30 protein-coding genes and 1 pseudogene are annotated in these 25,966 nt (G+C 71.0%); 20 read left to right on the top strand and 11 right to left on the bottom strand.

Features of this window, described 5'->3' with window-relative positions:
* On the top strand, positions 1 to 113 hold a 113-nt coding region (locus FFS51_RS10410; RefSeq protein WP_137878297.1), incomplete at its 5' end, for an integrase core domain-containing protein.
* A gap of 34 nt (positions 114 to 147) precedes the next feature.
* Positions 148 to 1,054, top strand: a pseudogene (locus FFS51_RS10415) (IS5 family transposase).
* On the opposite strand, the gene FFS51_RS10420 reads toward FFS51_RS10415, so the two are convergent.
* Positions 1,051 to 1,416, bottom strand: a complete 366-nt coding sequence (locus tag FFS51_RS10420; protein ID WP_137878298.1) for a hypothetical protein — start codon at positions 1,414 to 1,416, stop codon at positions 1,051 to 1,053. The pseudogene FFS51_RS10415 and the gene FFS51_RS10420 overlap by 4 nt on opposite strands.
* Positions 1,417 to 1,592: 176 nt before the next feature.
* On the opposite strand from FFS51_RS10420, the gene FFS51_RS10425 reads away from it, so the two are divergent.
* The gene (locus FFS51_RS10425) at positions 1,593 to 1,910 is read left to right on the top strand and encodes a hypothetical protein (RefSeq protein ID WP_137878299.1); all 318 of its coding nucleotides are present in this window, start codon (positions 1,593 to 1,595) and stop codon (positions 1,908 to 1,910) included.
* On the opposite strand, the gene FFS51_RS10430 is transcribed toward FFS51_RS10425, so the two are convergent.
* Both FFS51_RS10430 and FFS51_RS10435 read right to left on the bottom strand, forming a co-directional pair.
* Positions 1,856 to 2,083, bottom strand: a complete 228-nt coding sequence (locus FFS51_RS10430) for a transposase (protein ID WP_048809100.1) — start codon at positions 2,081 to 2,083, stop codon at positions 1,856 to 1,858. The genes FFS51_RS10425 and FFS51_RS10430 overlap by 55 nt on opposite strands.
* 105 nt (positions 2,084 to 2,188) lie before the next feature.
* Complete coding sequence (locus FFS51_RS10435; protein WP_137878300.1) at positions 2,189 to 2,812, bottom strand: TetR/AcrR family transcriptional regulator; 624 nt, start codon at positions 2,810 to 2,812, stop codon at positions 2,189 to 2,191.
* Positions 2,813 to 2,909: 97 nt separating this feature from the next.
* On the opposite strand from FFS51_RS10435, the gene FFS51_RS10440 reads away from it, so the two are divergent.
* A complete protein-coding gene (locus FFS51_RS10440) occupies positions 2,910 to 3,659 on the top strand; it encodes an SDR family oxidoreductase (RefSeq protein ID WP_045247380.1) in 750 nt (249 codons plus the stop codon).
* A gap of 24 nt (positions 3,660 to 3,683) precedes the next feature.
* Entirely contained in the window at positions 3,684 to 4,586 is a 903-nt protein-coding gene (locus FFS51_RS10445; RefSeq protein ID WP_212742810.1) for an NADP-dependent oxidoreductase, read from the top strand.
* A gap of 19 nt (positions 4,587 to 4,605) precedes the next feature.
* Here FFS51_RS10445 and FFS51_RS10450 read toward each other — a convergent pair whose 3' ends face one another.
* Positions 4,606 to 4,893, bottom strand: a complete 288-nt coding sequence (locus FFS51_RS10450; protein WP_137878301.1) for a hypothetical protein — start codon at positions 4,891 to 4,893, stop codon at positions 4,606 to 4,608.
* Positions 4,894 to 5,106: 213 nt separating this feature from the next.
* Here FFS51_RS10450 and FFS51_RS10455 point away from each other — a divergent pair, with 213 nt between their 5' ends.
* Positions 5,107 to 5,328, top strand: coding sequence for a hypothetical protein (locus tag FFS51_RS10455; protein WP_137878302.1), 222 nt, complete (start codon positions 5,107 to 5,109; stop codon positions 5,326 to 5,328).
* Here FFS51_RS10455 and FFS51_RS10460 read toward each other — a convergent pair.
* Together FFS51_RS10460 and FFS51_RS10465 are read right to left on the bottom strand one after the other, a co-directional pair.
* Positions 5,294 to 5,659, bottom strand: a complete 366-nt coding sequence (locus FFS51_RS10460; RefSeq protein WP_056208195.1) for a DoxX family protein — start codon at positions 5,657 to 5,659, stop codon at positions 5,294 to 5,296. The two genes, FFS51_RS10455 and FFS51_RS10460, sit on opposite strands and share 35 nt — an antisense overlap.
* 103 nt (positions 5,660 to 5,762) lie before the next feature.
* Positions 5,763 to 6,416 carry a hypothetical protein gene (locus FFS51_RS10465; RefSeq protein WP_137878303.1) on the bottom strand — a complete coding sequence of 218 codons (654 nt, stop codon included), beginning with the start codon at positions 6,414 to 6,416 and terminating at the stop codon, positions 5,763 to 5,765.
* A gap of 163 nt (positions 6,417 to 6,579) precedes the next feature.
* Between FFS51_RS10465 and FFS51_RS10470 the strand changes: the two genes are divergently transcribed.
* Positions 6,580 to 7,521, top strand: a complete 942-nt coding sequence (locus FFS51_RS10470; protein ID WP_137878304.1) for a DUF4190 domain-containing protein — start codon at positions 6,580 to 6,582, stop codon at positions 7,519 to 7,521.
* A gap of 30 nt (positions 7,522 to 7,551) precedes the next feature.
* On the opposite strand, the gene FFS51_RS10475 is transcribed toward FFS51_RS10470, so the two are convergent.
* A complete protein-coding gene (locus FFS51_RS10475; RefSeq protein ID WP_048809104.1) occupies positions 7,552 to 8,034 on the bottom strand; it encodes a PaaI family thioesterase in 483 nt (160 codons plus the stop codon).
* Between the two features lie 73 nt (positions 8,035 to 8,107).
* Between FFS51_RS10475 and FFS51_RS10480 the strand changes: the two genes are divergently transcribed.
* Positions 8,108 to 9,889 (top strand): acyl-CoA dehydrogenase family protein, encoded by a 1,782-nt coding sequence (locus FFS51_RS10480; RefSeq protein ID WP_249352709.1) that lies wholly within the window; start codon positions 8,108 to 8,110, stop codon positions 9,887 to 9,889.
* Between the two features lie 21 nt (positions 9,890 to 9,910).
* Here FFS51_RS10480 and coaBC read toward each other — a convergent pair whose 3' ends face one another.
* Positions 9,911 to 11,119, bottom strand: coding sequence for a bifunctional phosphopantothenoylcysteine decarboxylase/phosphopantothenate--cysteine ligase CoaBC (gene coaBC, locus FFS51_RS10485; RefSeq protein WP_137878306.1), 1,209 nt, complete (start codon positions 11,117 to 11,119; stop codon positions 9,911 to 9,913).
* Positions 11,120 to 11,172: 53 nt separating this feature from the next.
* Between coaBC and FFS51_RS10490 the strand changes: the two genes are divergently transcribed.
* Together FFS51_RS10490 and FFS51_RS10495 are read left to right on the top strand one after the other, a co-directional pair.
* Positions 11,173 to 11,895 carry an NRDE family protein gene (locus tag FFS51_RS10490; protein ID WP_137878307.1) on the top strand — a complete coding sequence of 241 codons (723 nt, stop codon included), beginning with the start codon at positions 11,173 to 11,175 and terminating at the stop codon, positions 11,893 to 11,895.
* 12 nt (positions 11,896 to 11,907) lie between these two features.
* Entirely contained in the window at positions 11,908 to 12,294 is a 387-nt protein-coding gene (locus FFS51_RS10495) for a DUF1304 domain-containing protein (RefSeq protein WP_137878308.1), read from the top strand.
* 55 nt (positions 12,295 to 12,349) lie between these two features.
* Here FFS51_RS10495 and FFS51_RS10500 read toward each other — a convergent pair whose 3' ends face one another.
* Entirely contained in the window at positions 12,350 to 12,673 is a 324-nt protein-coding gene (locus FFS51_RS10500) for a DUF7882 family protein (RefSeq protein ID WP_137878309.1), read from the bottom strand.
* Between the two features lie 170 nt (positions 12,674 to 12,843).
* Between FFS51_RS10500 and FFS51_RS10505 the strand changes: the two genes are divergently transcribed.
* Genes FFS51_RS10505 through FFS51_RS10515 form a run of 3 tightly spaced genes read left to right on the top strand, consistent with a single transcriptional unit; the run spans position 12,844 to position 15,685 of the window.
* On the top strand, positions 12,844 to 14,271 hold the full coding sequence (locus FFS51_RS10505) for a ferredoxin reductase family protein (protein ID WP_045247392.1): 1,428 nt from the start codon (positions 12,844 to 12,846) through the stop codon (positions 14,269 to 14,271).
* A 50-nt stretch (positions 14,272 to 14,321) separates the two neighbouring features.
* Positions 14,322 to 14,870 (top strand): FMN-binding protein, encoded by a 549-nt coding sequence (locus tag FFS51_RS10510; RefSeq protein WP_137878310.1) that lies wholly within the window; start codon positions 14,322 to 14,324, stop codon positions 14,868 to 14,870.
* Positions 14,870 to 15,685: an FAD:protein FMN transferase gene (locus FFS51_RS10515; protein WP_137878311.1), complete on the top strand. Its 816-nt coding sequence runs from the start codon at positions 14,870 to 14,872 to the stop codon at positions 15,683 to 15,685. The genes FFS51_RS10510 and FFS51_RS10515 overlap by 1 nt, the downstream gene beginning before the upstream one ends.
* Before the next feature lie 28 nt (positions 15,686 to 15,713).
* On the opposite strand, the gene FFS51_RS10520 is transcribed toward FFS51_RS10515, so the two are convergent.
* Both FFS51_RS10520 and FFS51_RS10525 read right to left on the bottom strand, forming a co-directional pair.
* Entirely contained in the window at positions 15,714 to 16,724 is a 1,011-nt protein-coding gene (locus FFS51_RS10520) for a sensor histidine kinase (protein ID WP_137878312.1), read from the bottom strand.
* Complete coding sequence (locus tag FFS51_RS10525) at positions 16,721 to 17,407, bottom strand: response regulator transcription factor (protein WP_137878313.1); 687 nt, start codon at positions 17,405 to 17,407, stop codon at positions 16,721 to 16,723. Before FFS51_RS10525 ends, FFS51_RS10520 begins: the two co-directional genes overlap by 4 nt.
* A gap of 128 nt (positions 17,408 to 17,535) precedes the next feature.
* Between FFS51_RS10525 and FFS51_RS10530 the strand changes: the two genes are divergently transcribed.
* The 7 genes from FFS51_RS10530 to treZ all read left to right on the top strand — a co-directional run bounded on the left by FFS51_RS10530 (position 17,536) and on the right by treZ (position 25,926).
* The gene (locus tag FFS51_RS10530; protein ID WP_137878314.1) at positions 17,536 to 17,859 is read left to right on the top strand and encodes a DUF7882 family protein; all 324 of its coding nucleotides are present in this window, start codon (positions 17,536 to 17,538) and stop codon (positions 17,857 to 17,859) included.
* Positions 17,860 to 17,954: 95 nt separating this feature from the next.
* The gene (locus tag FFS51_RS14710; protein WP_171006162.1) at positions 17,955 to 18,104 is read left to right on the top strand and encodes a hypothetical protein; all 150 of its coding nucleotides are present in this window, start codon (positions 17,955 to 17,957) and stop codon (positions 18,102 to 18,104) included.
* Between the two features lie 63 nt (positions 18,105 to 18,167).
* Positions 18,168 to 18,839, top strand: a complete 672-nt coding sequence (locus FFS51_RS10535) for a GTP pyrophosphokinase (protein ID WP_045247398.1) — start codon at positions 18,168 to 18,170, stop codon at positions 18,837 to 18,839.
* An 18-nt stretch (positions 18,840 to 18,857) separates the two neighbouring features.
* Positions 18,858 to 19,352, top strand: coding sequence for a glutaminase (locus tag FFS51_RS10540; protein WP_137878315.1), 495 nt, complete (start codon positions 18,858 to 18,860; stop codon positions 19,350 to 19,352).
* Positions 19,353 to 19,504: 152 nt separating this feature from the next.
* Positions 19,505 to 21,718 (top strand): glycogen debranching protein GlgX, encoded by a 2,214-nt coding sequence (gene glgX / locus FFS51_RS10545; protein ID WP_056208351.1) that lies wholly within the window; start codon positions 19,505 to 19,507, stop codon positions 21,716 to 21,718.
* 4 nt (positions 21,719 to 21,722) lie between these two features.
* Positions 21,723 to 24,158 carry a malto-oligosyltrehalose synthase gene (gene treY, locus FFS51_RS10550; protein WP_137878316.1) on the top strand — a complete coding sequence of 812 codons (2,436 nt, stop codon included), beginning with the start codon at positions 21,723 to 21,725 and terminating at the stop codon, positions 24,156 to 24,158.
* 22 nt (positions 24,159 to 24,180) lie between these two features.
* A complete protein-coding gene (gene treZ, locus FFS51_RS10555; RefSeq protein ID WP_137878317.1) occupies positions 24,181 to 25,926 on the top strand; it encodes a malto-oligosyltrehalose trehalohydrolase in 1,746 nt (581 codons plus the stop codon).
* Positions 25,927 to 25,966: the final 40 nt, after the last annotated feature.

Genomic DNA, 25,966 nt, shown 5'->3' on the forward strand with positions numbered 1-25,966 from the left:
CCGCGGCATACGAGACCTGGCTGCATCACTACAATCACCACAGACCCCACACCGGGATCGGCGGCCAGACCCCCTCAGCCCGCGTTCACAACGTCACGGGGAAGTACACCTAGGCCGTGTTGCTAAACGTGGTCGGGCGCTTCGGGGGTGAGTCTTGGATGCGTGTCGCGTGATGTGATCTCGGATGAAGCATGGGCTGTGATCGGCCCGTTGTTCCCGAATGTGAAGTCGACGGGGCGGCCGCCGGTGGATCGGCGCACGGTCGTCGAGGCGACAGCGCGGCGGTTCCGGACCGGGGCACCGTGGCGGGATGTGCCGGAGCGGTTCGGGAACTGGAACACGATCTACAAGAACTTCAACCGGTGGTCCGAGCAGGGGGTGTGGGCGCGGGTGCTGGAGAGGACGCAGTCGCTCGCGCAGCAGTCCGGGGATCTGGACTGGGTCGCGTCGATCGACTCCACGATCGTGCGCGTGCACCAGCACGGCGCGACACTTCCCCGGACTACAGGGGGCGACATCGAACTACAAGAAGTTCGGCGACGAGCCACCTGATCATGCGATCGGCCGCTCTCGCGGCGGGCTGACGACGAAGAATCACCTGGTTTGCGACGGGAAGGGACGCGCCCTCGCGTTCATTCTCACCCTGGGGCAGGCGGCAGATACCAGCATGCTCGCCGCGACGCTGAGCGAGATTCGCGTCCCGGGCGCGAGAGGCAGGCCGAGATCGAGGCCGAACCGGGTGCTCGCTGACAAGGGCTACCCGTCGAGGGCGAATCGGGCGTGGCTGCGCGAGCGCGGGATCGCCTCGACGATTCCCGAACGCGACGATCAGATCGCTCACCGACGCAAGCGCCGCGGCCGACCGATCGACTTCGGCGATCAGCAACGGACCCGCTACCGCGGCCGTAACGTCGTCGAGAGGTGCTTCAACAAGCTCAAACGGTGGCGCGGGATCGCGATGCGCTCAGACAAGACCGCCCGCAACTACCACGCCGGCCTCTGCCTCGCCGCAACCCTCCACTGGCTCACCAGTAGCGCCAGCAATACGGGCTAATCGTCGAACACTTCGGCTTTCGTGGTTTCAGGATCCGCGAGGCCGATCACTACGCGGCTGTATGGCTCGCCGGACAACTCAATCCGCAGCCCGCGTGGCGTGTCTGAGTGCACGAGAGCGAGCGTGATTCCGCGCTCTTCGCCGTTGCGGAAGGTTCCCACTGCGGTCGTGTCGGGAACATATCGGCCCGCGAGCTTGAAGTCTCTTCCCCACCCTTTGATCTGCTCATGTGCGTCGTCCAGAATCTCCACGGAGGTGACGTTGCTCAACGAGAAGCGAGTCGGCGCGAGCAATCCTTCAACCTTCTCGAACACCGACAGAGTGACCACGGCATCGGAGCCATCACGAGTTATCTGAGCCATGCGCCCAGAGTAACTCGCGCGCTGAACACCAATGCCGAACGCCCTGATCCATCAGCATCGACGCATCGGTAGGCACAACGTCCGGTAAGTGAACCGCGTTTAGCAACACGGCCTAGCCCTCGTCGCCGCCGCAGCGCGTGCATCTTGCGGACCACGTAGACGCCGTAGTTCTCCGCATGCAGCCGCACGATCTCCGGGATCAACAGCTCGTCCCGAAGCTGCCGGGCGGACGCGGGCCGCGCTTTCGCAGCCCGGTATCCGCGGGCGGTGAGGAACCCCACCTCGGCGTGCCGCATCACGCGGCAGACGAGCTCGACCCGGAAACGACTACGCATCCTGTCAACGAACGCGATCATCTCGACGAGCGGCGGCCGAGCTCGGTCGCGAAGAACACGCTCGCTGACCGGAGGATCTCGTTCGCCCTCTCCAACTCGGCGATCTACTTCTTCAACCGTTTGATCTCCGCTTGGGCCTCGCTCGAGGTCCCCGGCTGACGGCCCTCGTCGACGTCGAGGCGCTTCTTCCACAATCGCAGCGTCTCGGGATTGACCCGGAGGTTGGCGGCGAGGTGCGTGATCGCGGCGTGATCGGTCTTGTGATCGGGGCGAGCCTCGCTCAGCATCCGCAGCGCACGCTGACGGAACTCGTCCGGATACGGTCCTGGCATAACTCCATCCTCCAAAAGGAAAGGACGGAACGAAACGCAGGGAGAATCATTCACCAGATCAGCCCCAGTTTTGGCCGGGGCCGATCTGCGTTGTGGGGTGCGGCCTCACACTGTGCTCGCGGGCGCCGCGAGTGCGTCGACCGCGAGCAGTGCCAGGTCGGCCGACGCGCGCAGCTGCCGTCTCGAGACGCCCGCGGTGGCGTGCACGGCATGCCCCTCGGTGACGACCATGAGGTAGCGGGCGAGAGCCGCGGCATCCGTCCCTGCGACGAAGTCGCCTTCAGCGACCGCGCGAGCGAGGCGCTCGGCCAGTCGTCGTTCGCCCGCCAGGCGGCTCTGCCCGAGCAAGGCGGGCACGGTCTCGTTGCCGTCGGCGCTGGCGAGTCCGCCCTGGATGGTGAGGCATCCCGCGGGCCGATCGGAGCGCGTCACGGCATCGATGTTGTCGAGAAGTAGGGCACGCGCGACGGCGGGGCCGGTCGGCTGGTCGAGCGCACGCTCGGCGTAGGTCATGTCGGTCTGCGCGTAGCGGGCGATGACCCGTTGGAAGAGCTCTTCCTTGCTGCCGAACGCCCCGTACAGGCTCGGCCGGTTGATGCCCATGGCGGCGGTGAGATCGGTCAGGGATGCCCCGTCGTACCCGTGCACCCAGAACACCCGTGCGGCGGCGTCGAGTGCAGCATCGGGGTCGAAGGCGCGCGGTCGTCCGCGTTCTCTCGTCTCAGCCATGCCTGAATCATACCGTGCGGTACAAAAATTTGACATGCGATCCCCGCGCGCCTATCTTGCCTTTACTACCGATCAGTACATAAAGAAGGAGAGGGACATGGAAGAGCTCGCGGGAAAGACCGCACTGGTCACCGGAGGGACGGCGGGCATCGGTCTCGCGGCCGTGCGTGCGTTCGCGGCGGAGGGAGCGCACGTGGTCGTGACCGGCCGTCGGGAGGCTGGCCTTGCCGCCGTGGCCGCGGAGTTCGGAGATGCGGTGACGACGGTCGCGGCCGACGTCGCCTCGCTCGATGACCTCGACCGCGTCGCCGAGGCGATCGCCGCGCGGGGCGCCGGCCTCGACGTGGTGTTCGCCAACGCGGGCGGCGGCGAGTTCGCGGCCCTCGAGGACATCACGTGGGAGCACGTCACCCAGACGTTCGGGGCGAACGTCGGCGGCGTCGTCTTCACCGTGCAGAAGGTGCTGCCGCTGCTGAACGCGGGCGCGTCGATCGTGCTGACCGGATCGAACATCGATGTGAAGGGCAGCCCGTCGTTCAGCATCTACGCCGCCTCCAAGGCGGCCGTGCGCTCGCTCGCACGCAGCTGGGCCGCAGAGCTCGTCGGCCGCGGCATCCGGGTCAACAGCGTCGCTCCGGGCCCGATCGAGACCCCCGGACTCGCCGGACTCGCGACCGATCCGGCGCAGTCCGACGCCCTGCTCTCTGGACTCGCCGCCGGGGTGCCGATGCAGCGCCTCGGCCGCCCGGAGGAGATCGCGCAGGCCGTACTGTTCTTGGCGAGTGCACGCAGCGCCTACATGACCGGCGCGGAACTGTACGTCGACGGCGGCGCGAGCCAGATCTGAGAGGGGCGAGCAATGTCGCATGCGATGGTGGTGACCGCTTTCGGGGAGCCGGAGGTGCTGCAGTGGCGCGAGATGGCGGCGCCCGTGCCCGCGCCCGGCGAGGTGCTGCTGCGCGTGAGGGCGGCAGGCATCGGCCCGACCGACCTGCAGATCCGTCGCGGTCGTCTCGCTGCCGTCTTCCCGCAGGGCCCTGGGTCGGTGCTCGGATTCGAAGCGGCAGGAGTCGTCGAGTCGGTCGGAGCGGGCGTCGCCGATGTTGCCGTCGGCGATGAGGTGGTCGCGCACCTGCCGCAGCAGGGCGGGTATGGCGAGCTCGTTGCCGCGCCGGTGTGGTTCCCGAAGCCCGCTTCGCTGTCGTGGGCGGATGCCGCGGCCCTGCCCGCTTCCGCGGAGGCGGCCGTCGGCACACTGCGCGAGGTCAGGGCTGAGGCGGGGGAGACTCTCGTGGTGCTCGGTGCGGCCGGATCGGTCGGGGCGCTCATCGTGCAGCTCGCGAGCGCGCGCGGAGTGCGCGTGATCGGTGCGGCGTCGGAGAGGGACGCCGACACCGTCGCCGCCTACGGCGGGGAGCCGGTCGTCTACGGCGATGGGGTCTTCGAGCGGATCGCCGCCACGGGTGTCCGCCGCATCGACGCGGTCATCGACGCGGCCGGCCGCGGCGGACTGGTCGAGGCCGTCGCCGCCACGGGCGACCCCTCGCGCGTGGTCACCCTCGTCGGGTCGGCGGAGGTCGCCCGCAGCGGCGCACGCCTGTCGCACCCGTCGCCCGATCGGGCACCCGATGCGCTCGCGATCACGGTTCCGCTGCTCGCCGCTGGAACGCTTCGCCTGAAGCCGCACCGCGAGTTCGCGCTCACCGACGCGGCCCGCGCGCACGCGCTGCTCGAGTCGGGAGACGTGCGGGAGAAGGTCGTGCTGCGGGCCTGATCGTTGCGGATGCGGCGGATCAGACCGAGGCGCCGACCTGACCGTCAGTCGGCCCGGCCGGGGCGGTGCGATAGGCCTCACGCCAGCGCTGCGCGCGCCGTTGGGGGCGGCGCGCATACGTCGCTATTGCGATGCGGACGGTAGGAGCTCCGATCAGCACCGGCTCTTGCCAGACGGCGGAGGGGGCGATGCTCAGGCCGATCGCGAGCATGAGCAACGCAACGAGCATGCCGTCACCCGCAGCCGCCCACAGATCCTGCTCCTGCAGTGTCCACATCGCCCACCATTCGCGCGCAGCTCTGGCCACGTCGACCCCCGTCCCCGTGCGCTCACGGTAGCGGGAGGATGCGGCATCCGTCTGTCGCCCGTGCGGGGGACGCGGTGGCGCGGGGAGCCCGCCGTGCCGGCCGGGCATCCCGCGAGACGCGGGTCAGTGCGAGGAACGGCGGCACGCTGATCTCGGACTGAGCGCGCCGCTCGCGCTCTCGCTATGCTCACGGCAACGTCGTGAGGGGGAACGATGATGACGGATGACTCGTCCGCCCGTCGCCGGATCCGCATCGGCTGGATCGGATCTCTCGTCTTCGCGCTCATGTGCGTGGCGCTCGGAACCTGGAGCCTCGCGACCGGCGGTGGGCTGATCGGAGGTGCGCAGCTGGCGCTCGGGGCGATCTGGCTGGTGCTGGCGGTGATCCGCGGGGGCGCGCTCAGCCGAGGGCGAGCACCCCAAGCGCCGCACTGACCAGCGACAGAACCAGCGCCACGGCGGCGGGCGCCGGATTCTCGCCCCGGCGCACATGCACGACGGTCGCGCCGACCATGAGCACAGCGAGCGCTGCGGCGGCGACGGCCGCGATGAAGGGCAGGATGCCGGTGGCCAGCGGTGCGATCAATCCGACCGCGCCGACCACTTCGGCGACGCCGATGAGCACCACCTGGCCACGGGTGAACGACTCGACCCATGCGAGTCCGACCGTTCTCAGCTGATCCGGCGTGCGGATGATCTTCAGGCCGCCGGTCGCGAGGAAGGCGAGTGCGAGCACCACGTTGACGATCCAGAGGGCGATGAGCACGCGGCATCCTTTCGTCGAGCGGGTGCGACGCCGCGTTCGGTGTCGTCACGCGGGTTTCGTCGCTGTCGCGAGAGTATCGCGCCGCGGATCGCCGCGTGCGGGATTACGAGCAGGTCTGCTTCGGCATGACGGATCCGGGGCACAGGCGCAGGGTCACGGTCGAGTTCGTCTTGGTGCCGTCGGTGTGCAACAGCGTGAACGTGAACGGCTCGGAGGACCGTGAGCAGTCGTAGACGAAGCCCGTCGCGGTGCCCTGCGTCTGCGTCGCCAGCGACCACTCCTGGAAGGGTGCGGCGCTCGCATCGGTGGTGTTCACGCCGAACCAGAGCGTCGTGCCGGTCGCTTTCCACGCTGCCGTGAGCGGGAGGTTGGGCGTGCTCGAGCAGTCTCCGCCGCCGCTCTCGACGCCTACGGCCGCGTGACTGATCGACCCCGTCGACGGCGCGGTCGTCGTGGTGCCCGTTCCGCCTCCTCCGGACGATCCTGAAGTGCTCGATGTGTGCGCCGGTGTCGGGGTGGCCGAGGCGGGCGGCGACGACGGCGCCGATGGTGTCGGAGTCGGCGTCGACACGGATGTCGCGGCGGCGCCCGCGACCTGCGCACCGCCCATGAGTAGCACGGTGACGAGCACCGATGCGGTGGCGATGAGCAGCGCGGCCAGCACGGCGATGATCGCGATCAGTCCTCGGCGCGATCGTTGTGGCGGCGCAGGCGGAGTCGGCGGGAGCGGTGCGGTGGGGCCTGCGGGATCCGACATGTGCGGAACGCCCTTCGACGCGAGGCGGGAGTTGTGGCCGCCAGTCTAGGGATCGGTCGAGGCGCGCGACAGGGGGATTCGAGCATTGCGCCGGAAGGTTCGAGCATCCAGCCGACGCAGAGGTACGGCATAGTGAGCTCTCAGGTTCTGTCATACTCGCGGCATGACGTCCGTGCCGCCGCCCGAGAGCCCCACTCCTCCGAACGACGGCGAGGCGGCGCCTCCGACGGGAGCACCGGCTGCGGACCCGCCCGCTCCGGTCACCTCGCCCGCGTCCGACGCCGGTGAGAGCGGCGTCGCTCCTTCCATCGAAGCGCCGGAGGCGACGTCCCCGGTAGGACCCGCGCTGCCGCCTCCGCCGGCCTATCCCGCGCCGCCCCGGCCGTCGTCCGGCCCCCGCGCCGGCGGCCTCGCGATCGCGGCGCTCGTGGTCGGCATCGCGGCGTTCGTCGTCGGGCTGGCTCCCGGGCTCGGCATCCTGATCGGCGGGACTGCGGTCGTGCTGGGTATCGTGGCGCTCGTGAAGGGCGCCCGGAAGGGCTTCCCGGTCACGGGCATCATCCTCGGCGCTCTCGGCGTGCTGGCCTCGATCGCAACGACGATCGCCCTGATCGTCGGGCTGTCCCTGCTGCCGACGATCGTCGAGAGGTCGGCCTCGGCGAGCCCGCAGACTCTCCCCTCCGCCACCCCGCGGGACGAGGCATCCGTCGCACCCGGCGCGGGCGCGGTGCCGACCGGATTCGACGACGTCGACGCGGCCGTCCTCGCCGACATCGTCGCAGACCCCGACGGTCACGTCGGCGAGAAGGTCGTGGTCTACGGGTTCGTCAGCCAGTTCGACGAGGCGACCGGGCCGTGCCTCGCGCTTCTCGGCGTCGGCGCAGCGCAGTCGACGTCGAGCTGGGACTACCCGCACGACGTCATCGGCGGCGGCGGTGACGGCATCACGTGCCCGACGCTCGAGGGTGTCCTCGAAGGCGACCATCTGAAGCTGTGGGTGACGGTCGCCGGCAGCTACACCTATGGTGCGGTCTCGGGTGAGGACGTCAGCGCCCCCGCGTTCGACATCGCGCACGTCGAGCTGCTCGAGCCGCTCACGTCCTGAACGAGCGGATGCCGCGGCATCCGCTCTGCCTCACAGCACCAGCAGCGAGCTGGTGGCGGTGGCGAGCACGGTGCCGGCGGCGTCGGTGATCGCGCCCTCGGTGAAGATGACGCGTCGGCCGGGCTTCACGACCCGTCCCGTCGCGAGCAGTGGACCTGTCGCCAAGGTGATCGGGCGCAGGTACGACACGGTGATGTCGATCGACGTGTAGCCCTGGCCGGCGTCGAGGGTGGTGTGGCCGGCGCAGCCGCACACGGTGTCGAGCAGCGTGCACGCGAGCCCGCCGTGCACGGTGCCGATCGGGTTGTAGTGCTCGCCGCCCGGCTCGCACACGAACACCACGCGCCCGGGCTCGACCTCGGTCAGGCGGAAGTTCATCGTCTGCGCGATCGGGGGCGGGGGCAGGTGTCCGTCACGCAGGGCCAGCATCGCGTCGAGTCCGCTCATCGCGGCGACGCCGTCGCGCACGGCGATCGGGTCCGTCCACGTGAGGGTGCGGGTGTGCTCGGTCATGCTGCTCCTCTGCATCGAGGTGGTCGGGTCACACCCTACTCGTGAAACTCAGTCTCACGTACTATGGTTCTCGATGTCACCCGCGACCCCGCGTCGCGCGCGCCGCCCGCCCAACGAGGGGAACCCCATGGCCGCCCAGTCCTCGCCGTACACCCCGCCCGTCGCCGAGTACGGATTCCTCTATCGCGAGGTGTTCGGCGGCGACGTCGTCGCCCGCGCGACCAGTGGCGCCCTCAGCGCCGACGACGCCGTCGACGTGCTCGAGGCCGCCGGCGACTTCGCCGCCGAGGTCATCGCCCCCCTCAACGCCATCGGCGACGCCGAAGGCACCGTCGTCGTCGACGGCGACGCCCGCACCGCCCCCGGTTTCAAGGAGGCCTACGCCGCGCTGGTGGAGGCCGGGTGGGTGGCCGCCGAGGCGCCCGAGTCGGCCGGCGGCGAGGGGCTCCCCGCCGTCGTGCAGGCCGGGCTCGGGGAGATCTGGAACGCCGCCAACCCGGCGCTCGCGCTGTGCTGGATGCTCACCCACGGTCAGATCCACGCGCTCGACGCCTATGCGGGCGACGAGGTGCGCGAGACCTACCTGGCACGACTCGTCGAGGGGAGCTGGACCGGCACCATGAACCTCACCGAACCGCAGGCCGGCACCGACCTCGGCGCGATCCGCACGACCGCCACCCCGAACGGCGACGGCAGCTGGTCGATCACCGGCCAGAAGATCTTCATCACCTGGGGAGACCACGACGTCGCCGAGAACATCGTGCACCTCGTGCTCGCCCGCACCCCTGACGCTCCCGCGGGCGCCAAGGGCCTCTCCCTGTTCGTCGCCCCGAAGTTCCTCGTCGAGCCCGACGGTTCACTCGGCGCACGCAACGCCGTGACGACCGTGTCGGTCGAGCACAAGCTCGGCATCCACGGCAGCCCGACCTGCGTGCTCGCCTACGACGGTGCGACCGGCTACCTGGTCGGCGAGGTCGGCGGCGGACTCGCCGGCATGTTCGTCATGATGAACTCCGCCCGCCTCGGCATGGGACACCAGGGCATCGGCCTTGCAGAGCGCGCCTACCAGCAGGCCTCCGCCTACGCCACAGCCCGTCTGCAGGGGCCCGTGCCCGGTCGCCCCGACGGCACCGCCATCGCCGAGCACCCAGACGTGCGTCGACTGCTGCTGTCGATGTCGAGCAGCATCAGCGCGATGCGAGCGCTCGCCGTCTACGTCGGCGACCTGTTCGACCGCGCGGACGACGCCGACAACCGTCAGCTCGCCGAGTTCTTCGTGCCCATCCTCAAGGGGTGGGCGAGCGAGGAGGCCGTGCGCATCGCCTCCGACGGCATCCAGGTGCATGGCGGCATGGGCTTCATCGAGGAGACCGGCGCGGCCCAGCACTACCGCGACGCCCGCATCATCCCGATCTACGAGGGCACCACCGCGATCCAGTCCAACGACCTCGTCGGGCGCAAGACGGTGCGCAACCAGGGCGAGACCGCGCGCCGCATGTTCGACCTCGCGCGCGCCGCGGTCGCGACGCTGGCGGGCTCCGACGAGCCGGTCGCGCGCCGCACGGCCGAGCGCCTCGAGCGCGCCGTCGCCGCCGCCGACCGTGCGACCGCTGCCGTGGTCGGCTTCGGCGCCAGCCCCCGCGACGCCCACGCCGTGAGCGTCGACTACCTGTGGCTGCTCGCGCTCGTCGCCGGCGGGTGGATGCACGCGCTGATCGTCGCCGCGACCCTCGCACACGACGGACGCGACGCCGACGACGAACGCCGGCTCACCGAGGCCGACTTCTTCGGGGCGCACCAGCTCGCGCACGCGCACGCGCTCGCCGAGTCGGTGGCCGCCGGCGAGATCGGGTGAGGCGCGGCATCCGCCCCTGACTCAGTGCGCGGCGCGCACCGCGACGATCGCGTCCCACAGGGCGTCGGCCGTCTCGCGCTTCGAGCCGCTCGTGCGTCCGACGATGTCGCCCGCGGCGTCGACGAAGAAGAGACAGTTCTCGGATGCCTCGAACCCGGCCTCCCAGCCGACCTCGTTGACGGCGAGCAGGTCGACGCCCTTGCGCTCGCGCTTGCGGCGCGCGCGCTCGACGAGCGCGTCGCCGGTGGCGGTCTCGGCGGCGAATCCGACGACGGTCTGCCCGGCCCGCCGGTCACGGGCCAGTCCCGCCAGGATGTCGGGGTTCTGCACCAGCTCGAGCGTCAGCGTCTCGCCGGCGGCCTCCTTCGTGACCTTGCCGTCCGCGATCTGCGGCACCCGGTAGTCGGCGACGGCCGCCGCCATGACGACGACGTCGGCTGTCGCCGCGGCATCCGTCGTCGCGGTCAGCAGCTCTGCCGCGGTGCCGGCGTGCGACACGGCGATGCCGGGCACGGATGCCGCGGCCCCCACGCCCTCGTCGACGTGCGCGAGGATCAGGTCGACCTGCGCGCCGCGCGCCGCCGCCGCGAGCGCGACGGCGACACCCTGCTTCCCGCTGGAACGGTTGCCGATGAAGCGCACCGGGTCGATCGGCTCGCGGGTTCCGCCCGCGGTCACGGTGACCCGCAGACCCTCGAGGTCACGGGGGCGCACGGCGGCGAGCGCGATCCGAAGGATCTCATCGGGCTCGAGCATGCGTCCGGGTCCGGAGTCGCCCCCGGTCAGCTCGCCCTCGGCCGGACCGGCGATCACGACACCGCGGGAGCGCAGCGTCGCGACGTTCGCGACGGTCGACGGATGCCGCCACATCTCGGTGTGCATCGCGGGGGCGACCACCACGGGCGCCGTGGTGGCGAGCAGCGTCGTGCCGAGCAGATCGTCGGCGATACCCGCCGCCATGCGGGCCAGGGTGTTGGCGGTGGCCGGAGCGATCACGACCAGGTCGGCGGACTGCCCGAGCGCCACATGGCGCACCGTCGCGACGTCGTCGTGCACCGACGTCGTCACGGGGTGACGGCTGAGCGCCTCCCAGGTCGGAGCGCCGACGAAGCGCAGCGCATCCGCGGTAGGAATGACGTGCACCTCGTGGCCGTTCTTCACCAGCGTGCGCACCAGCGTCGCCGACTTGTACGCGGCGATCCCGCCGGTGACCCCTACGACGACGAACACGCCCCGATTCTCGCACGACCCGCGGGCACGGCAGCCCGCTGCAGGAGGACCCCATGTGCACCGTGATCGTTCGAGTGCCCGACGACCCGCGGCATCCGACCCGCGTGCTCGCCGTGCGCGACGAGGATCCCGAGCGCGAGTGGAACCCGCTCGGCGACTGGTGGCCCGAGGCGCATCCGGGGGTGATCGGCGTGCGCGACGTCCGCGCGGGGGGCGCGTGGCTCGCTGCCGCGCCCGACCGCGGACTCCTGGCCGTGCTGCTCAACCGGGCGGAGGGGCACGATCTTCCCGAGAGCGCCGTGGTCTCCCGCGGAGCCCTGCCGCTCGCCGCCGTCGAGGGCGAGGCCGTGCCCGCCGCCCCCCGGACGCGCGGGTTCAACCTGCTCACCGTGGGGGCCGCGGCATCCGTCGTCACCCGGTGGGACGGCACCGTTGTGCACGAGACCGTGCTCGGGCCGGGCACCCACATGGTCGCCCACGACGACGTCGACGACCCCGCCACCGGACGCATCGCCGCCTGGCTTCCCGCGTTCGCTGCCGCACCCCTCTCGGCGACCGGCGACCGCGCCTGGTGGGAGGACTGGTTCGACGTGCTCGCGGCGTCGACGGGCGACGGGGCTTCGAGCGACGCGGCGATCGTGCGGGACAACCGCTACCTGGGCATCCCGACCCAGTCGCTGCTCGTGTGCGTCGCCGAGGTGACCCTCGACGCCGTCGACGTGCGCTACGCCGAACTTCCCGCGCCCGGCGTGTGGGCGCATGTGCACCCGGCCTGAGAGGATGCGCTCATGATCATCGCCGCCCTCGTGTTCGCCGCGCTCGCCGCGCTCGTGCACGTCTACATCTTCGTGCTCGAGTCGCTGCGGTGGACCGAGCCGGCCACGCGCCGCATCTTCGGCCTGCGCAGCGCCGAGGAGGCCGAGCTCACCAGGTCGCTCGCGTTCAACCAGGGCTTCTACAACCTGTTCCTCGCACTCGCGACCGCGATCGGCATCGTGCTCGTCGCGGCCGGGTCGCTCACGATCGGCGCGACCCTCGTGCTCGTGGGCACCGGGTCGATGCTCGCCGCGGCCCTCGTGCTCGTGCTCTCGAGCCCGAAGCTCGCCCGCTCTGCCGCGATCCAGGGCACGTTCCCGCTCATCGCCGTCGTGCTGACGGCGCTCGCGCTGATCTGAGCGCGCCGCCGCCGGCTACTTCCGACGCCGGCCGGTCGTCAGCCGTTCAGCGTGATCAGCGCGACGCCACGTCGCCGGCGTGCAGGTGCTCGTCGACGAGCATGAGGCCGCCCGAGGAGTTCGCCGAACTCGCCAGCTCCTCGATCCACTCCCGGCTCAGGAGAGCGGGCTCGGGGTCGAGGAACGTGAACCGCAGCGGGATCGACGGGTGCAGCCAGATGGTGCTGCGACCGACCGGCTCGCCCTCGGGGTGCCGCCACGACAGCGTGAAGCTCTCGCCGCGACGCAGCTTCGTCGCGATGACCACCTTGAGGTGTGCGAGGGCGCGGTCCTCGATGTGGATCGGCGTCTCAGAACCGCCGTAGTAGATCGTGCCCATGCGCCCACCATAATCCCCGCGCGCCGATCCCGCGCCTCTCGGATGCCCCGCGCGGTCTCGGTCGCCTCAGACGGCGTCGTCGATCTGCTCTGGCTCTGCGCTTCCTATGCGTTGCCCGAGGAACCCGCATTCTTGGCGAAATCTTGCGCCCGCGCGGTCACCATCGAGCCATGACCACCTACGCCACCGAACGGTCCGTCCGCAGGCAGGACGCCGCCACCGACGCGCTGCTCGGCTCGCGACGGTCGCCGCGACTCCTCTGGAACCTCGCCGCCACCGCAATCGTGTGGGGGACGAGCCTCGTTATCCTCGCGCTGTGGATCCACGGCGGGGGCATTCAAGCGGTCATCGGCCTCAACGCGGAGACCTACTCCACGCTCGGTCGACTCACCGGACTCATCTCGGCCAACCTGCTCCTCTACCAGGTGCTCCTGATGGCGCGCGTGCCGATCTTCGAGCGCGGATGGGGCCGCGACGGCCTCGTGCGGGCGCACCGCCTGACCGGCTTCTGGTCGTTCTGGCTGATGCTCGCCCACATCGCGCTGCTCAGCATCGGCTACGCCGTCAACGCGCACGTGAATCCCCTCCTGCAGCTGTGGGACTTCGTGTGGAACTACCCCGGAATGATGCTCGCGACAGCGGGCACGGGGCTGCTCATCCTCGTCGTGGTCACCTCGATCCGGAAGGCGCGCAAGAAGCTGCGCTACGAGTCCTGGCACCTCATCCACCTCTACGCCTACCTCGGCGTGGGGCTGGCCATCCCGCACATGCTGTGGACCGGCTCGGACTTCATCGGGCAGCCGCTGGTCAGTGCCTACTGGTGGACGCTCTGGGCGATCGCCGCCGCCGCGGTGCTGGTCTTCCGCCTCCTCGTGCCGTTGAGCCGCTCGATGCGGCATGACCTACGGGTCGTCGCCGTGGAGGCAGACGGCTCCAACGGCGTCACCGTGCGCATGCGCGGACGTGACATCCACAAGCTCGGCGCGCAGGCGGGCCAGTTCTTCAACTGGCGCTTCCTGGACGGCCCCGGCTGGACCCGCTCCCACCCCTTCTCGCTCTCGACCGCACCGCGCGGCGACGAGCTCACCGTGACCGCGCGCATCGTCGGCGACGGCACCTCCCGCATGACGCGGATGCGCAAGGGAACGAAGGTCATGTTCGAGGGCCCCTACGGCGCGATGACCGGCGACGCACGACGCCGTTCGAAGATGCTCATGCTCGGAGCGGGAGCCGGTGTCGCGCCGCTTGTGGCGATCCTCGAAGCCGAACGATTCGTGCCCGGCGAGGCGATCCTCGTCACCCGCGACCACGATCCCGCTCATGCCCTCCGCCGACCGCAGATCGCCCGGATGGTCGCCAAGCGCGGTCTGCGACACTACACGCTCGACGGGCACCGCTCGCACGGCGACTCGACGTGGATCCCCGCGACTCACGCGTCGTGGGCGGGGGAGGATCTTCTCCGCTACATCGCTCCCGACATCGAGGACTACGACATCTTCCTGTGCGGACCGGGCCACTGGATGGACAGCATCCGCGATGACCTGCTCGAGACCGGAATCCTCCCCTCGCAGATCCATAGCGAGAACTTCTCGATCTGAGCGGATGCCGCGGCATCCTCTCGTCTCTCACCACCTACGGAGCGCACACCATGAAGAAGATCGTCTGGACGATCCTCGTGACCATCAGCGGCGTCGTGCTGCTGTTCAGTTACCGCACCTCCCTCGGGGCGGGAACGACCGTCGCCTCCTCGACGACCGGCTTCTCGGGGAGCATCGGCGGCTCGACAGGAAGCGGCACGAGCTCGAGCACCACCAGCGGATCGGCCGCGGCTGCGACGCCGTCGGCGAGTGCGAAGGCGTCCGCGTCGACCGGCAGCAGCTCGTCTTCGTCCTCGAGCGGGACGTCGACCTCGACCGGCCTCAAGAACGGCACCTTCACCGGATCGGCCGCCTCGACGCGCTTCGGGAATGTGCAGGTCGCCATCACGGTGGCGGGCGGCAAGATCACGAATGTCGACGTGCCGCAGTATCCGAATGGGAGCGGGCGCGACGTGGAGATCGCGAACTACTCTCTTCCCCAGCTGATCTCCGAGACACTGTCGGCGCAGAACGCGAACATCGACATGGTCTCGGGCGCGACCTACACCAGCGAGGGCTACCTGCAGTCGTTGCAGAGCGCGATCGACCAGGCGAAGTGATGACTGCCGAGCTGCACCGTACCGTGCGCGTGGCCGATGTCATGGGCATGGTGATCAGCGTGCACGTGCTCACGCACGCCCCCACGGTCACGGGCGTCGACGATGCGATCGCCGTCGCGTTCGCCGAGCTGCGCGACATCGACCGCGTGTTCTCGACCTATCGGTCCGACTCGGATGTCTCCCGCCTCCGCCGCGGCGAGCTGACCCTCGCGGCGGCCGACCCACGGGTGGCGGAGGTCGCCCGCGCGTGCGAGGAGGCGGAGGCAGTCACCCGCGGACTGTTCAGCGCTCGCTTCGACGGAGCGTTCGACCCGACGGGGTATGTGAAGGGCTGGGCGGTGGAGAGCGTCGCCCGGGGGCACCTGGCGCCCCTGTTGGAGAACGCCGATGTCGCCGCCTGGGCCATCAATGCCGGCGGTGATATGCAGGTCGCGACGGCCGCGGGTCTCGACCGTGACTGGCGGGTCGGCATCGCCGACCCGGCGCGGCCCGGACAGCTGGCCGCCGTCGTCGAACTGCGCGACGGTGCCGTCGCGACGTCGGGCACGGCCGAGCGGGGGGCGCACATCCTCGATCCGCGTACGGGCGCCCCGGCGCTGGGGGCGACCAGCTCGACGGTGGTCGCCGACAGCCTCGCCGTCGCCGACGTCTGGGCGACGGTCGGTGTGGTCGCCGGCATCGACGACCTCGGTTGGATCCGCGAATGCCCGGGACGCAGCGGCATGGTGATCGGCGCCGGAGGGCGCACCCGGCGCTGGGTGTCGGGGGTGGAGGTCGCCGCTGCGGCAGGCGATCCGTTTCGCGTGAGCGCGTAAGCGCACGCCCGGCGGGTCGCCGGACGCGTCAGCGCGCGAGCGGCAGGTCGATGAGGAACGTGGTGCCGGCGGCATCCGTCTGCTCGACGACCACAGACCCGCCGTGGCGCACGGCGACGTCGCGCACGAGGGAGAGCCCAAGGCCGAAGCCACGCCGACGACCGGTCTCGCCCAATCGCGCGAAGCGCTCGAAGATGCGCTCGCGGTCTTCGGGCCGGATGCCTGACCCCTCGTCGGTCACCCGGATGTGCACCCGATCCCGCACGATGCGCGACGACACCGTGACGGTCGATCGTCCCGGAGTGTGCTGGATGGCGTTGTCGACGAGGGCGACGCACATGCGCGTGAGGCTGGTCGCCGGGAGGGCGACGGATGCCGCCTCGGCCACGTCGATCGCGAGCGTGACCTCGCGATCGTCGGCGAGCGGGCGCAGCGAGTCGAGTGTCGCGGCGATGACCTCGCCCACCTCCGCCCGCGCCGACGGATCGCGGGCGTCGGCCTCCGCGGCGACGAGCAGGTCGGTGAGCACATCGTCCATCGCGGCGGCATTGCGCCGCAGGTCCGAGAGGGTGGAGTCGATCTCCTCCCCCCGGCGGTGACGTCGCTCGACCAGCTGGATGCGGCTCGTGAGCGCGGTGAGGGGGGTGCGCAGCTCGTGGCTCGCATCCGAGACGAAGTGGCGTTGTAGGCGCATCGCCTCGGCGAGCGGACGGGTGGCGCGCCGCGCCGCGTACCAGGCGATGAGCCCGAGCACGGCGACGCCCACGAGCGAGAGCGCGATGACGATCGGCACAGTGCGGTCGACGTCGACCACGATGTGGTCGTACGCGCGGATTCCGTCGGGCACCGACGGCGAGCCGGTCACGCCGGGGTCGGGGCTGACCACGTCGCCGCGCGTTTCGGGACGGCCGGTCGCCAGAAGGAGCCACACGAGGATGCCGGCACCGCCGAGCAGCACGAGGGCGGAGGCGATGCCGACGGTCAGCCCGATGCGCCGGGCCGCACGCCGCAGGCGCTCGGAGTCCGTGCGGGGACTCACGACGGATCCCCGATCCGGTAGCCTCGCGCCCGTACGGTCTCGATGATCTCGGGCGTGGCCTTGCGGCGGATGTAGTGCACGTAGGTGTCGACCGAGCTCTCCGAATCGCCCGAGGCGAAGACGGCGTCCACGATCTCGGCGCGCGAGAACACGTGGTCGGGGCTCTCGGCGAGCAGGCGCAGCAGGGCAGTCTCGGTCGCGGTGAGCGCGACGCGGCGTCCTTCGGGCGAGAAGAGGGCGAGCGCTGCCGGCGCGAATTGCCACTCGCCGACCTCACGGCGCACGCCGTCGGTGCGGAAGCCGCGCCGAAGCGCCCGCAGTCGGGCGAGCAGCTCGTCGTAGTCGAACGGCTTCACGAGGTAGTCGTTGGCGCCGACGTCGAGTCCCTCGACGCGGTCGTGCACCGACCCGAGCGCCGTCAGCAGCAGGATGGGCGTCGCGATGTGGGCCGTGCGCACCGCCTGCACGAGGGCGATGCCGTCCATCCCCGGCAGGCGGCGGTCGACGACCATCGCCTCGTACCGCCGCGACAGCGCACGCTGCAGGGCGCTCTCACCGTCGGCGACGTGGTCGACCCGGTAGACCTCCGAGAGCACCTCGACCGTGATCTCCGCGATCTCGGGGTCGTCCTCGACGTAGAGCAGCGCGGGTCGCTCGGCGCCGTCGGCCTGGGGGGTGCTCACGCACCCAGCACACCATGCGGGCGCTGAGATGTCACCAAGACGAGCGGATGCCGCCTCTCGCCGCCCCGCGACGGCGTGGCGTGAACACGGTGACGGCGCGGAGGATCACCCGCGTTTAGGCTCCTCACATGGGGAGATTCATCTACGACACGATCGGCAACTCGGTGGAGATCGAGGACCGCACGCTCGCGCATCTGCGCATCGTCGTGATGAACAAGCTGCGTCGTGCCGAGCCGTTCATGTTCGACGTCGAGATGGGCGACGGCAGCGGTCGCCGCAGCTTCTGGGTGCACCCCTCCGTGCCGCTGCAGTTCCACTTCTTCGGCAGCCGCCAGCCGCGCATCAACCGCGCCTGGGTCGAGGATCTGATGGCCGCGGCATCCGGCCCGAACGGCCTGACGATCACGCCGGAGCCGGCGGACGAGCCTCCCGCCGGGCCCCCGTCGGACTGAGTCGTTCGGATCCGTCGCCGCCTTGTCAAGACCTGGGCGGATCCTCGCTCGCGCGGGACAGTGGAACCTGCTGTCCTCAGGAGGTGATGCGTGCGATGACACGAGGTGAACCCGAGCCGAGGGACGAGGGGATCGATGCGGCATCCGAGGTGCCCATCGACGCCCACCCGGCGTTCGATCAGGTGCCGGCGATCGATGTGATCGACGGCGAGCTGGTGCCGCGCGGTCCCCGGGCGCGCCCCTGACGGTCATGCTTTTCCGCGGGCGCTCACAGCGTCCCCCGATGAGACGGTCGTAGCGTCGGCCGGGTGAGTGTGCCGCTCGACGACCAGTCCATCACCGTCTCCCCGTCGCAGTTGCGCGATGCGCGCGACGAGCTGCAGCGTTTCCTGCTGGAGTACCGCTTCGGCATGCAGGAGATCGAGACCAAGATCCAGATCCTGCGGGACGAGTTCCTGCACATGCACGACTACAACCCGATCGAGCACGTCTCGAGTCGCGTCAAGAGCCCCGACAGTCTGGTCGAGAAGGTGCTGCGCAAGGGCATCGCCCCCGACTTCGACTCGATCCGGGCGAACATCACGGATGTCGCGGGCGTGCGCGTGACCTGCAGCTTCACCGCCGACGCCTATCGCCTCTTCGATCTGCTCACCTCGCAGCCCGACATCACGGTGCGCACCGTGAAGGACTACATCGCCGAGCCCAAGCCGAACGGCTACAAGTCGCTGCACGCGATCGTCGAGGTACCGGTGTTCCTCTCGACAGGGCCGATGCCGATCCCCGTCGAGGTGCAGTTCCGCACGATCGCGATGGACTTCTGGGCGAGCCTCGAGCACAAGATCTACTACAAGTACGCGCGCCAGGTGCCGGCGGGGCTCGTGGAGAGTCTGAAGGATGCCGCAGATACCGCGTCCGAGCTCGACGGGCGCATGGAGCGGCTGCACCGCGAACTCCACGGGCCCCACGCGGTCGACGTCTGACCCGACGAGAATGAGCGGGTGGACGACGTCGAAGCGCTGATCGCGGGTGCCCGCGCGCGTCTGACCGCCGCGGGAGCGCCGCGCGAGCCGCTGGGCCGCTGGCGCGGCCGTCGGTTCGTCGGCATCCCGCTGGCGCCGAACGTGGTTCCGGCCGGGTCCGCCTGGCACCTCGGGGTGCTGCTCATCGGCCCGGACGACGTCTTCGCGACCGGAGAGATCGTGCGCGCCCGTCCCGAGGTGCGCCGCGGGTTCGCCGCCGAGTCGCAGCGCCGACGGGCGGATGTCGCGGCCGCCGCCTCCCGCGGAGGCTTCGCCGACGGGCAGGTCGTGCACCTCGGCTGGGAGAGGCTCGACCTCGCCGCGGTCGGGCGGGGCGAGGCATCCGGCCCGCTGCGGCAGGGGACGGACGGACCCGAGGTGCGCTGGAGCGCCCGCGGTGGGTGGCGACCGCTCGCCGCCTACCTCGACGAGCGCATCGCGCTGCTGCTCGACCCGCCGTCCGGCGCGACCTGAGCCCGCAAGACGTGCCCGTCAAGCCCCGGTGCGGCGACGCGCGGATGGCCGATGCTCGGAAGGTGAGTGACCCGAACGCCGAGCCGACCGCCGACACGTCTGCGACATCCGCACCCGCTAATGTGGGGGCTCCCGAGCAGGGAGGGGCGCACGTGCAGGCTTGGCCGGGATCCGCGTACCCCCTGGGCGCGACCTTCGACGGCAACGGCACCAACTTCGCCCTGTTCAGCGAGGGCGCCGAAAGTGTCGAGCTGTGTCTGTTCGACGACGCCGGCACCGAGACCCGCGTCGAGCTCGTCGACGTCGACGCGTTCGTGTGGCACGCCTACCTGCCGAACATCGAGCCGGGTCAGCGCTACGGCTACCGCGTGCACGGCGAATACGATCCGGCCGCGGGGGCGCGCTACAACCCGAACAAGCTGCTCCTCGACCCCTACGCGAAGGCCGTCGACGGCCAGATCGACTGGGACCAGGCGCTGTTCGCCTACACGTTCGGCGACCCCGACTCCCGCAACGACGACGACTCCGCCGCGCACATGATGAAGGGCGTCGTCATCAACCCCTTCTTCGACTGGGGCGGCGATCGGCAGCCGAAGACGCCGTACTCCGAGACCTTCATCTACGAGGCCCACGTGAAGGGCCTCACGAAGCTGCATCCGCTCGTGCCGGAGGAGATCCGCGGCACGTACAGCGCGATCGCCCACCCCGCGGTCATCGAGCACCTGAAGAAGATCGGCGTCACCGCGATCGAGCTCATGCCCGTGCACCAGTTCGTCAACGACGACACCCTGCAGCAGAAGGGCCTGTCGAACTACTGGGGCTACAACACCATCGCCTTCCTCGCCCCGCAAAACACCTACGCCTCGACCGGCCAGCGCGGCCAGCAGGTGCAGGAGTTCAAGGGGATGGTGCGGGCGCTGCACGCCGCCGGCATCGAGGTGATCCTCGACGTGGTCTACAACCACACGGCCGAGGGCAACCACCTCGGTCCGACCCTGTCGATGCGGGGCATCGACAACGAGGCGTACTACCGGCTCGAGCAGGACGACAAGCGCTACTACACCGACTACACCGGCACGGGCAACAGTCTCAACGTCGGCAACCCCCACGCGCTGCAGCTCATCATGGACTCGCTGCGCTACTGGGTGCTCGAGATGCACGTCGACGGGTTCCGGTTCGATCTGGCGGCGACCCTCGCCCGCGAGTTCTACGACGTCGACCGCCTGGCCGCCTTCTTCGAGCTCGTGCAGCAGGACCCGGTGGTCTCGCAGGTCAAGCTCATCGCCGAACCGTGGGACGTCGGCCCCGGCGGCTACCAGGTCGGCAACTTCCCCCCGCAGTGGACCGAGTGGAACGGCAAGTACCGCGACACCGTGCGCGACTTCTGGCGGGGCGAGGCGGCGACCCTCGGCGAGTTCGCCTCGCGGCTCACCGGGTCGGCCGACCTGTACGAGCACAGCGGGCGGCGGCCCGTGGCATCCATCAACTTCGTGACCGCCCACGACGGGTTCACCCTGCGCGACCTGGTGTCGTACAACGAGAAGCACAACGACGCGAACGGCGAGGACGGCAACGACGGGGAGTCGTTCAACCGGTCGAGCAACTGCGGCGTCGAGGGGCCGACCGACGACCCGGTGGTGCTCGCCCGGCGCGCGCAGCAGCAGCGCAACTTCATCGCCACCCTGCTGCTCAGCCAGGGCGTGCCGATGCTGCTGCACGGCGACGAGCTCGGCCGCACCCAGCAGGGCAACAACAACACGTACGCGCAGGACAACGAGCTCAGCTGGATCGACTGGGAGCACGTCGATCAGCCCCTCGTCGAGTTCACCGCGGCCCTCGCGCGCCTGCGACACGACCACCCGACCTTCCGTCGCAGCCGCTTCTTCGACGGCCGCCCGGTGCGCCGCGAGGAGGGGAGCCCGGTGCCCGACATCGTGTGGCTGCGCCCCGACGGCACCCCGATGCAGCCCGAGGACTGGGACGCCGGCTTCGGCCGCGCGGTCGGGGTGTTCCTCAACGGCGGCGGCATCCGCGAGCGCGATCGGCGCGGGAGCGAGATCGTCGACGCGCACTTCCTCGTCTACTTCAACGCGGGCGACGAGGCGGTCGACTTCACCGTTCCCGAGGTGGAGTATTCGCCGAGCTGGGACGTGCTGGTCGACACCGCCGGCCATCTCGCGAACACCGGCGTCGTCGATCCTGGCGACGTGGTCGGCGTCGGCGCGGCGTCGCTGCTGGTGCTGATCGAGCACCGTGCCGCCCCGCCCGAGGTCGACCACTCGGTGGCCGCGTCGCTCGCGCAGGCGGTCACTGCGGCGATCGACGAGGTGCCGGGCGCCGCCCCCAAGAGCGAACTGCCGAGGTGAGCGCATGAACCCGTCGTCGACCTATCGTCTGCAGATCCGACCCGGGTTCGACCTCGACGCCGCCGCCGCGATCGTGCCGTACCTGCGCGATCTCGGCGTCGGCTGGGTCTACCTGTCGCCGCTGTTGACGGCGACGACCGGTTCCGACCACGGCTACGACGTCGTCGACCCGGCGCGCATCGACCCGGCGCGCGGCGGCGCGGAGGGGTTCGCGCGCTTCGTCGCGGCGGCACGGGAGGCGGGCCTCGGCGTGCTCGTCGACATCGTGCCCAACCACATGGGCGTCGCGGTGCCGCGCGAGAACCCGTGGTGGTGGGACGTGCTGCGGCTCGGCGAGGCGTCCGCCCACGCCCGCGCGTTCGACATCGACTGGGCGTTCGGCGGCGGCCGCGTGCGCCTCCCCGTGCTCGGCGGCGAGCTCGACGACGTCATCGGCGATCTCGTGATCGACCGGGATCCCGCGGCATCCGCACCCGACGGAGTCTTGCGGTACGTCGACCACGTCTTCCCTCTCGCGCCCGGCTCGCTCGACGGCATCGGGAGCGCGCCCACGACCGTCGACGTGCGCACCGTGCTCGGCCGGCAGCACTATGAGCTGCGGTTCTGGCGCGACGAGGCGACCGACCTCAACTACCGACGCTTCTTCGCCGTCACCTCCCTCGCGGGGGTGCGCGTCGAGGATCCCGCGGTGTTCGCTGCCGCCCACGTCGAGATCGTGCGGTGGGCGACGGAGGGGCTCGTCGACGGCCTGCGCGTCGACCATCCCGACGGCCTCGTCGACCCGGCCGGCTACCTCGAGCGGCTGCGGTCCGCCGTCGGCGGGCTGCCGGTGTGGGTCGAGAAGATCCTCGAGCACGCCGCGACCGACCACCCCGAGCGCCTCGCACCGTGGTGGGCGAGCGCGGGCACGACGGGCTACGACGCGATGGCCGAGCTCGACCGGCTCTTCATCGACCCGCGCGGCGTCGCGGCGCTCGACGGGCTCGACGCGGCCCTGCGCGCGGAGACCGGCCTGCCGCCCGCGCCCGCCTGGGACGACCTGATCGTCGAGACGAAGCGCACGATGGCCACGACGATCCTGCAGTCCGAGGTGCGGCGGCTCGTGCGCACGCTCCCGGCCGAGGTGCGCGAGGCGGTGGGGGCGGATGCCGCGGCCCCCGCGCTCGCCGAGATCCTGGCCGCCTTCCCGGTGTACCGCTCCTACCTGCCCGCGGGTGCCGCCGACCTGGTGCGGGCGGGGGAGGAGGCATCCGCCCGCCGGCCTGACCTCGCGGACGCGATCGACGCCCTGCTGCCGGTGCTCGGAGATGCGACGCTCGAGGTCGCACGCCGGTTCGAGCAGACCACGGGGCCCGTCATGGCGAAGGGTGTCGAGGACACGGCGTTCTACCGGTTCACCCGGCTCGGCACGCTCACCGAGGTCGGCGGCGACCCGTCGGTCGCCTCGCTCGACGTCGAGGGGTTCCACGCGGCGTTCGCCGAGCGTCACGCGCGCTGGCCTCACGCGCTGACGGCCCTGTCGACCCACGACACCAAGCGCAGCGAAGACGTGCGCGCCCGCCTCAGCGTGCTGAGCGAGCAGCCCGAGCGTTGGGCGACCGCGCTGGGCGCGCTGCGCGCGGCCGGGACGACCGGGCACGGTCCCACCGACGAGCTGCTGTGGCAGGCGATCGTCGGCAGCTGGCCCGCGTCGGCCGAGCGCCTGCACGCCTACGCCGAGAAGGCCGTGCGCGAAGCGGGGGAGCGAACGACCTGGCTCGCCCCCGACGCCGCGTTCGAGGCCGCGGTGCACGCGCTCGTCGACGCCGCGTTCGGCGCGGCGCGGCCCCTCGTCGAGGACCTCGTGGGCCACATCGCCCCGGCCGGCTGGTCGAACGCGCTGGGCCAGAAACTGCTGCAGCTGGCCGGCCCCGGCGTGCCCGATGTCTACCAGGGGTCCGAGGTGCAGGAGCTCTCGCTCGTCGATCCCGACAACCGGCGACCCGTGGACTTCGCGGCCCACGCGGCACTGCTGCACGACATCGACGCGGCAGTCGCGGCCACTGAGCTCGATGCACGCCTGGGTGCAGAGGGTGGACCGGGGATGGGGGAGCCGCTGCTGCCGCCGGTCGACGCGAGCGGGCGGGCGAAGCTCCTCGTGACGTCGCGGGCGCTGCGGCTGCGCCGCGACCGCCCGGAGCTGTTCACCCGCTATCTGCCGCTCGAGGTCGTCGGCGAGGCCGCCGTGCACCTCGTCGCGTTCGACCGGGGCGGCGTCATCGCCGCCGCGACCCGACTGCCCGTGGGGCTCGGACGCCGCGGCGGGTGGGGCGACACCGCCCTGCTGCTGCCGCCCGGAGACTGGGTCGACACCCTCACGGGGCGCGTCGAGTCCGGCGCCGTCCCGGTCGCCCAGCTCTGCGCGACCTACCCCGTCGCACTGCTCGTGAGGGCCGGCTGAGCCGGCGGATGCGGAGGACGACGTGATCGAGGTGTGGGCGCCGAACGCCGCGCGCGTGCGGCTGCGGCGGGTGGCGGCATCCGTCGACATCGACCTGACCCCCGCCGACGACGGCTGGTGGCGCGCCGACGTCGACCTCGCCGACGGCGAGCGGTACGGGTTCGTGCTCGACGACGGCGAGATGCGTCCCGACCCGCGCTCGCGCCGGCAGCCCGACGGGGTGCACGGCGCCTCGGCCGTCGACGATCCGGGCTCCTTCGCGTGGACGGATGCCGCGTGGACCGGGCGTCCGCTCGCGGGCGGCCTCGTCTACGAGCTGCACATCGGCACATTCACCCCCGACGGGACGCTCGACGCCGCAGCCGCGCGACTCGACCACCTCGCCTCGATCGGCGTCACCCACGTCGAGCTGCTGCCCGTGAACGGCTTCAACGGCCAGTGGAACTGGGGCTACGACGGCGTGCTCTGGTACACCGTGCACGAGGCGTACGGCGGACCCGCCGCCTACCGTCGCTTCGTCGACGCCGCCCACGCGCACGGCATCGCCGTCATCCAGGACGTCGTCTACAACCACCTCGGACCGAGCGGCAACTACCTGCCCGAGTTCGGTCCCTACCTGCGCACCGGCAGCCGCAACACCTGGGGCGACTCCGTGAACCTCGACGAGCCCGCGGTGCGGTCGTACATCGTCGAGAACGCGCTCATGTGGCTGCGCGACCAGCATGTCGACGGACTCCGGCTCGACGCGGTGCACGCCCTGCACGACGAGCAGCCGGTGCACATCCTGCAGGAGCTGGCCGCGGCATCCGATGCCCTCTCCGCGCACCTGGGACGCCCGCTCACCCTCATCGCCGAGAGCGACCTCAACGACCCGCGGCTGATCCTGCCGCGCGAGGCCGGCGGCTACGGTCTGCACGCGCAGTGGAGCGACGACTGGCATCACGCCGTCCACGTCGCCCTGACCGGTGAGACGAGCGGCTACTACGAGGACTTCGCGGCAGCCGACGCCCTGCCGAAGGTGTGGACCGCCGGGTTCTTCCACAACGGCACCTACTCGTCGTTCCGGGGGCGTGACCACGGTTCCCCCATCCCGTCCGAGGTGCCCACCTCCCGCCTCGTGACCTTCTCGCAGGACCACGACCAGATCGGCAACCGCGCCGTCGGCGATCGTCTCACCGCGACCCTCTCGACCGACCGGCTCGCGGTCGCCGCCGTGCTGACCCTCACCACCCCCGGCACCCCGATGCTGTTCATGGGCGAGGAGTGGGGTGCGTCGACGCCGTGGCCGTTCTTCACGTCCCACCCCGAGGAGTGGCTGGGGGAGGCCGTGCGCAAGGGGCGCACCGAGGAGTTCGCGCGCATGGGCTGGGCCGAGTCGGTCGTGCCCGACCCGCAGAGCCCCGCGACGTTCGCGAGCGCCAAGCTCGACTGGACCGAGCAGACGCACGGCGCCCATGCCCGCCTGCTCGCGCTCTACCGCGCCCTCGCCGACCTGCGGCGCGCGCGTGCCGAGCTCACCGACCCGGCGTTCGCCGACCTGACGGCGGAGGACCTCGACCCCGACGCTCCCCCCGCCGCGCGGCGGTTCCTGCTCGGACGCGGCGCCCTGCGCATCGCCGTCAATCTGAGCTCCGACCCGTGGCCGCTCGCGCTCGAGCCCGGCGAGACGGTGCTGCTCACCAGCGGGGCGGATGCCGCGGCATCCGCCGACGGCACCGTCACCGTGCCGCCCGACACGGCCGTGATCGTCGGGCCGCCGCTCGGCTGAGCCCGGCGCGAGGACATCCGGATGCGCCGTCACGCGCAGG

It is taken from the genome of Microbacterium sp. 4NA327F11, from assembly GCF_005503465.1.
Lineage (GTDB): Bacteria > Actinomycetota > Actinomycetes > Actinomycetales > Microbacteriaceae > Microbacterium > Microbacterium ginsengisoli.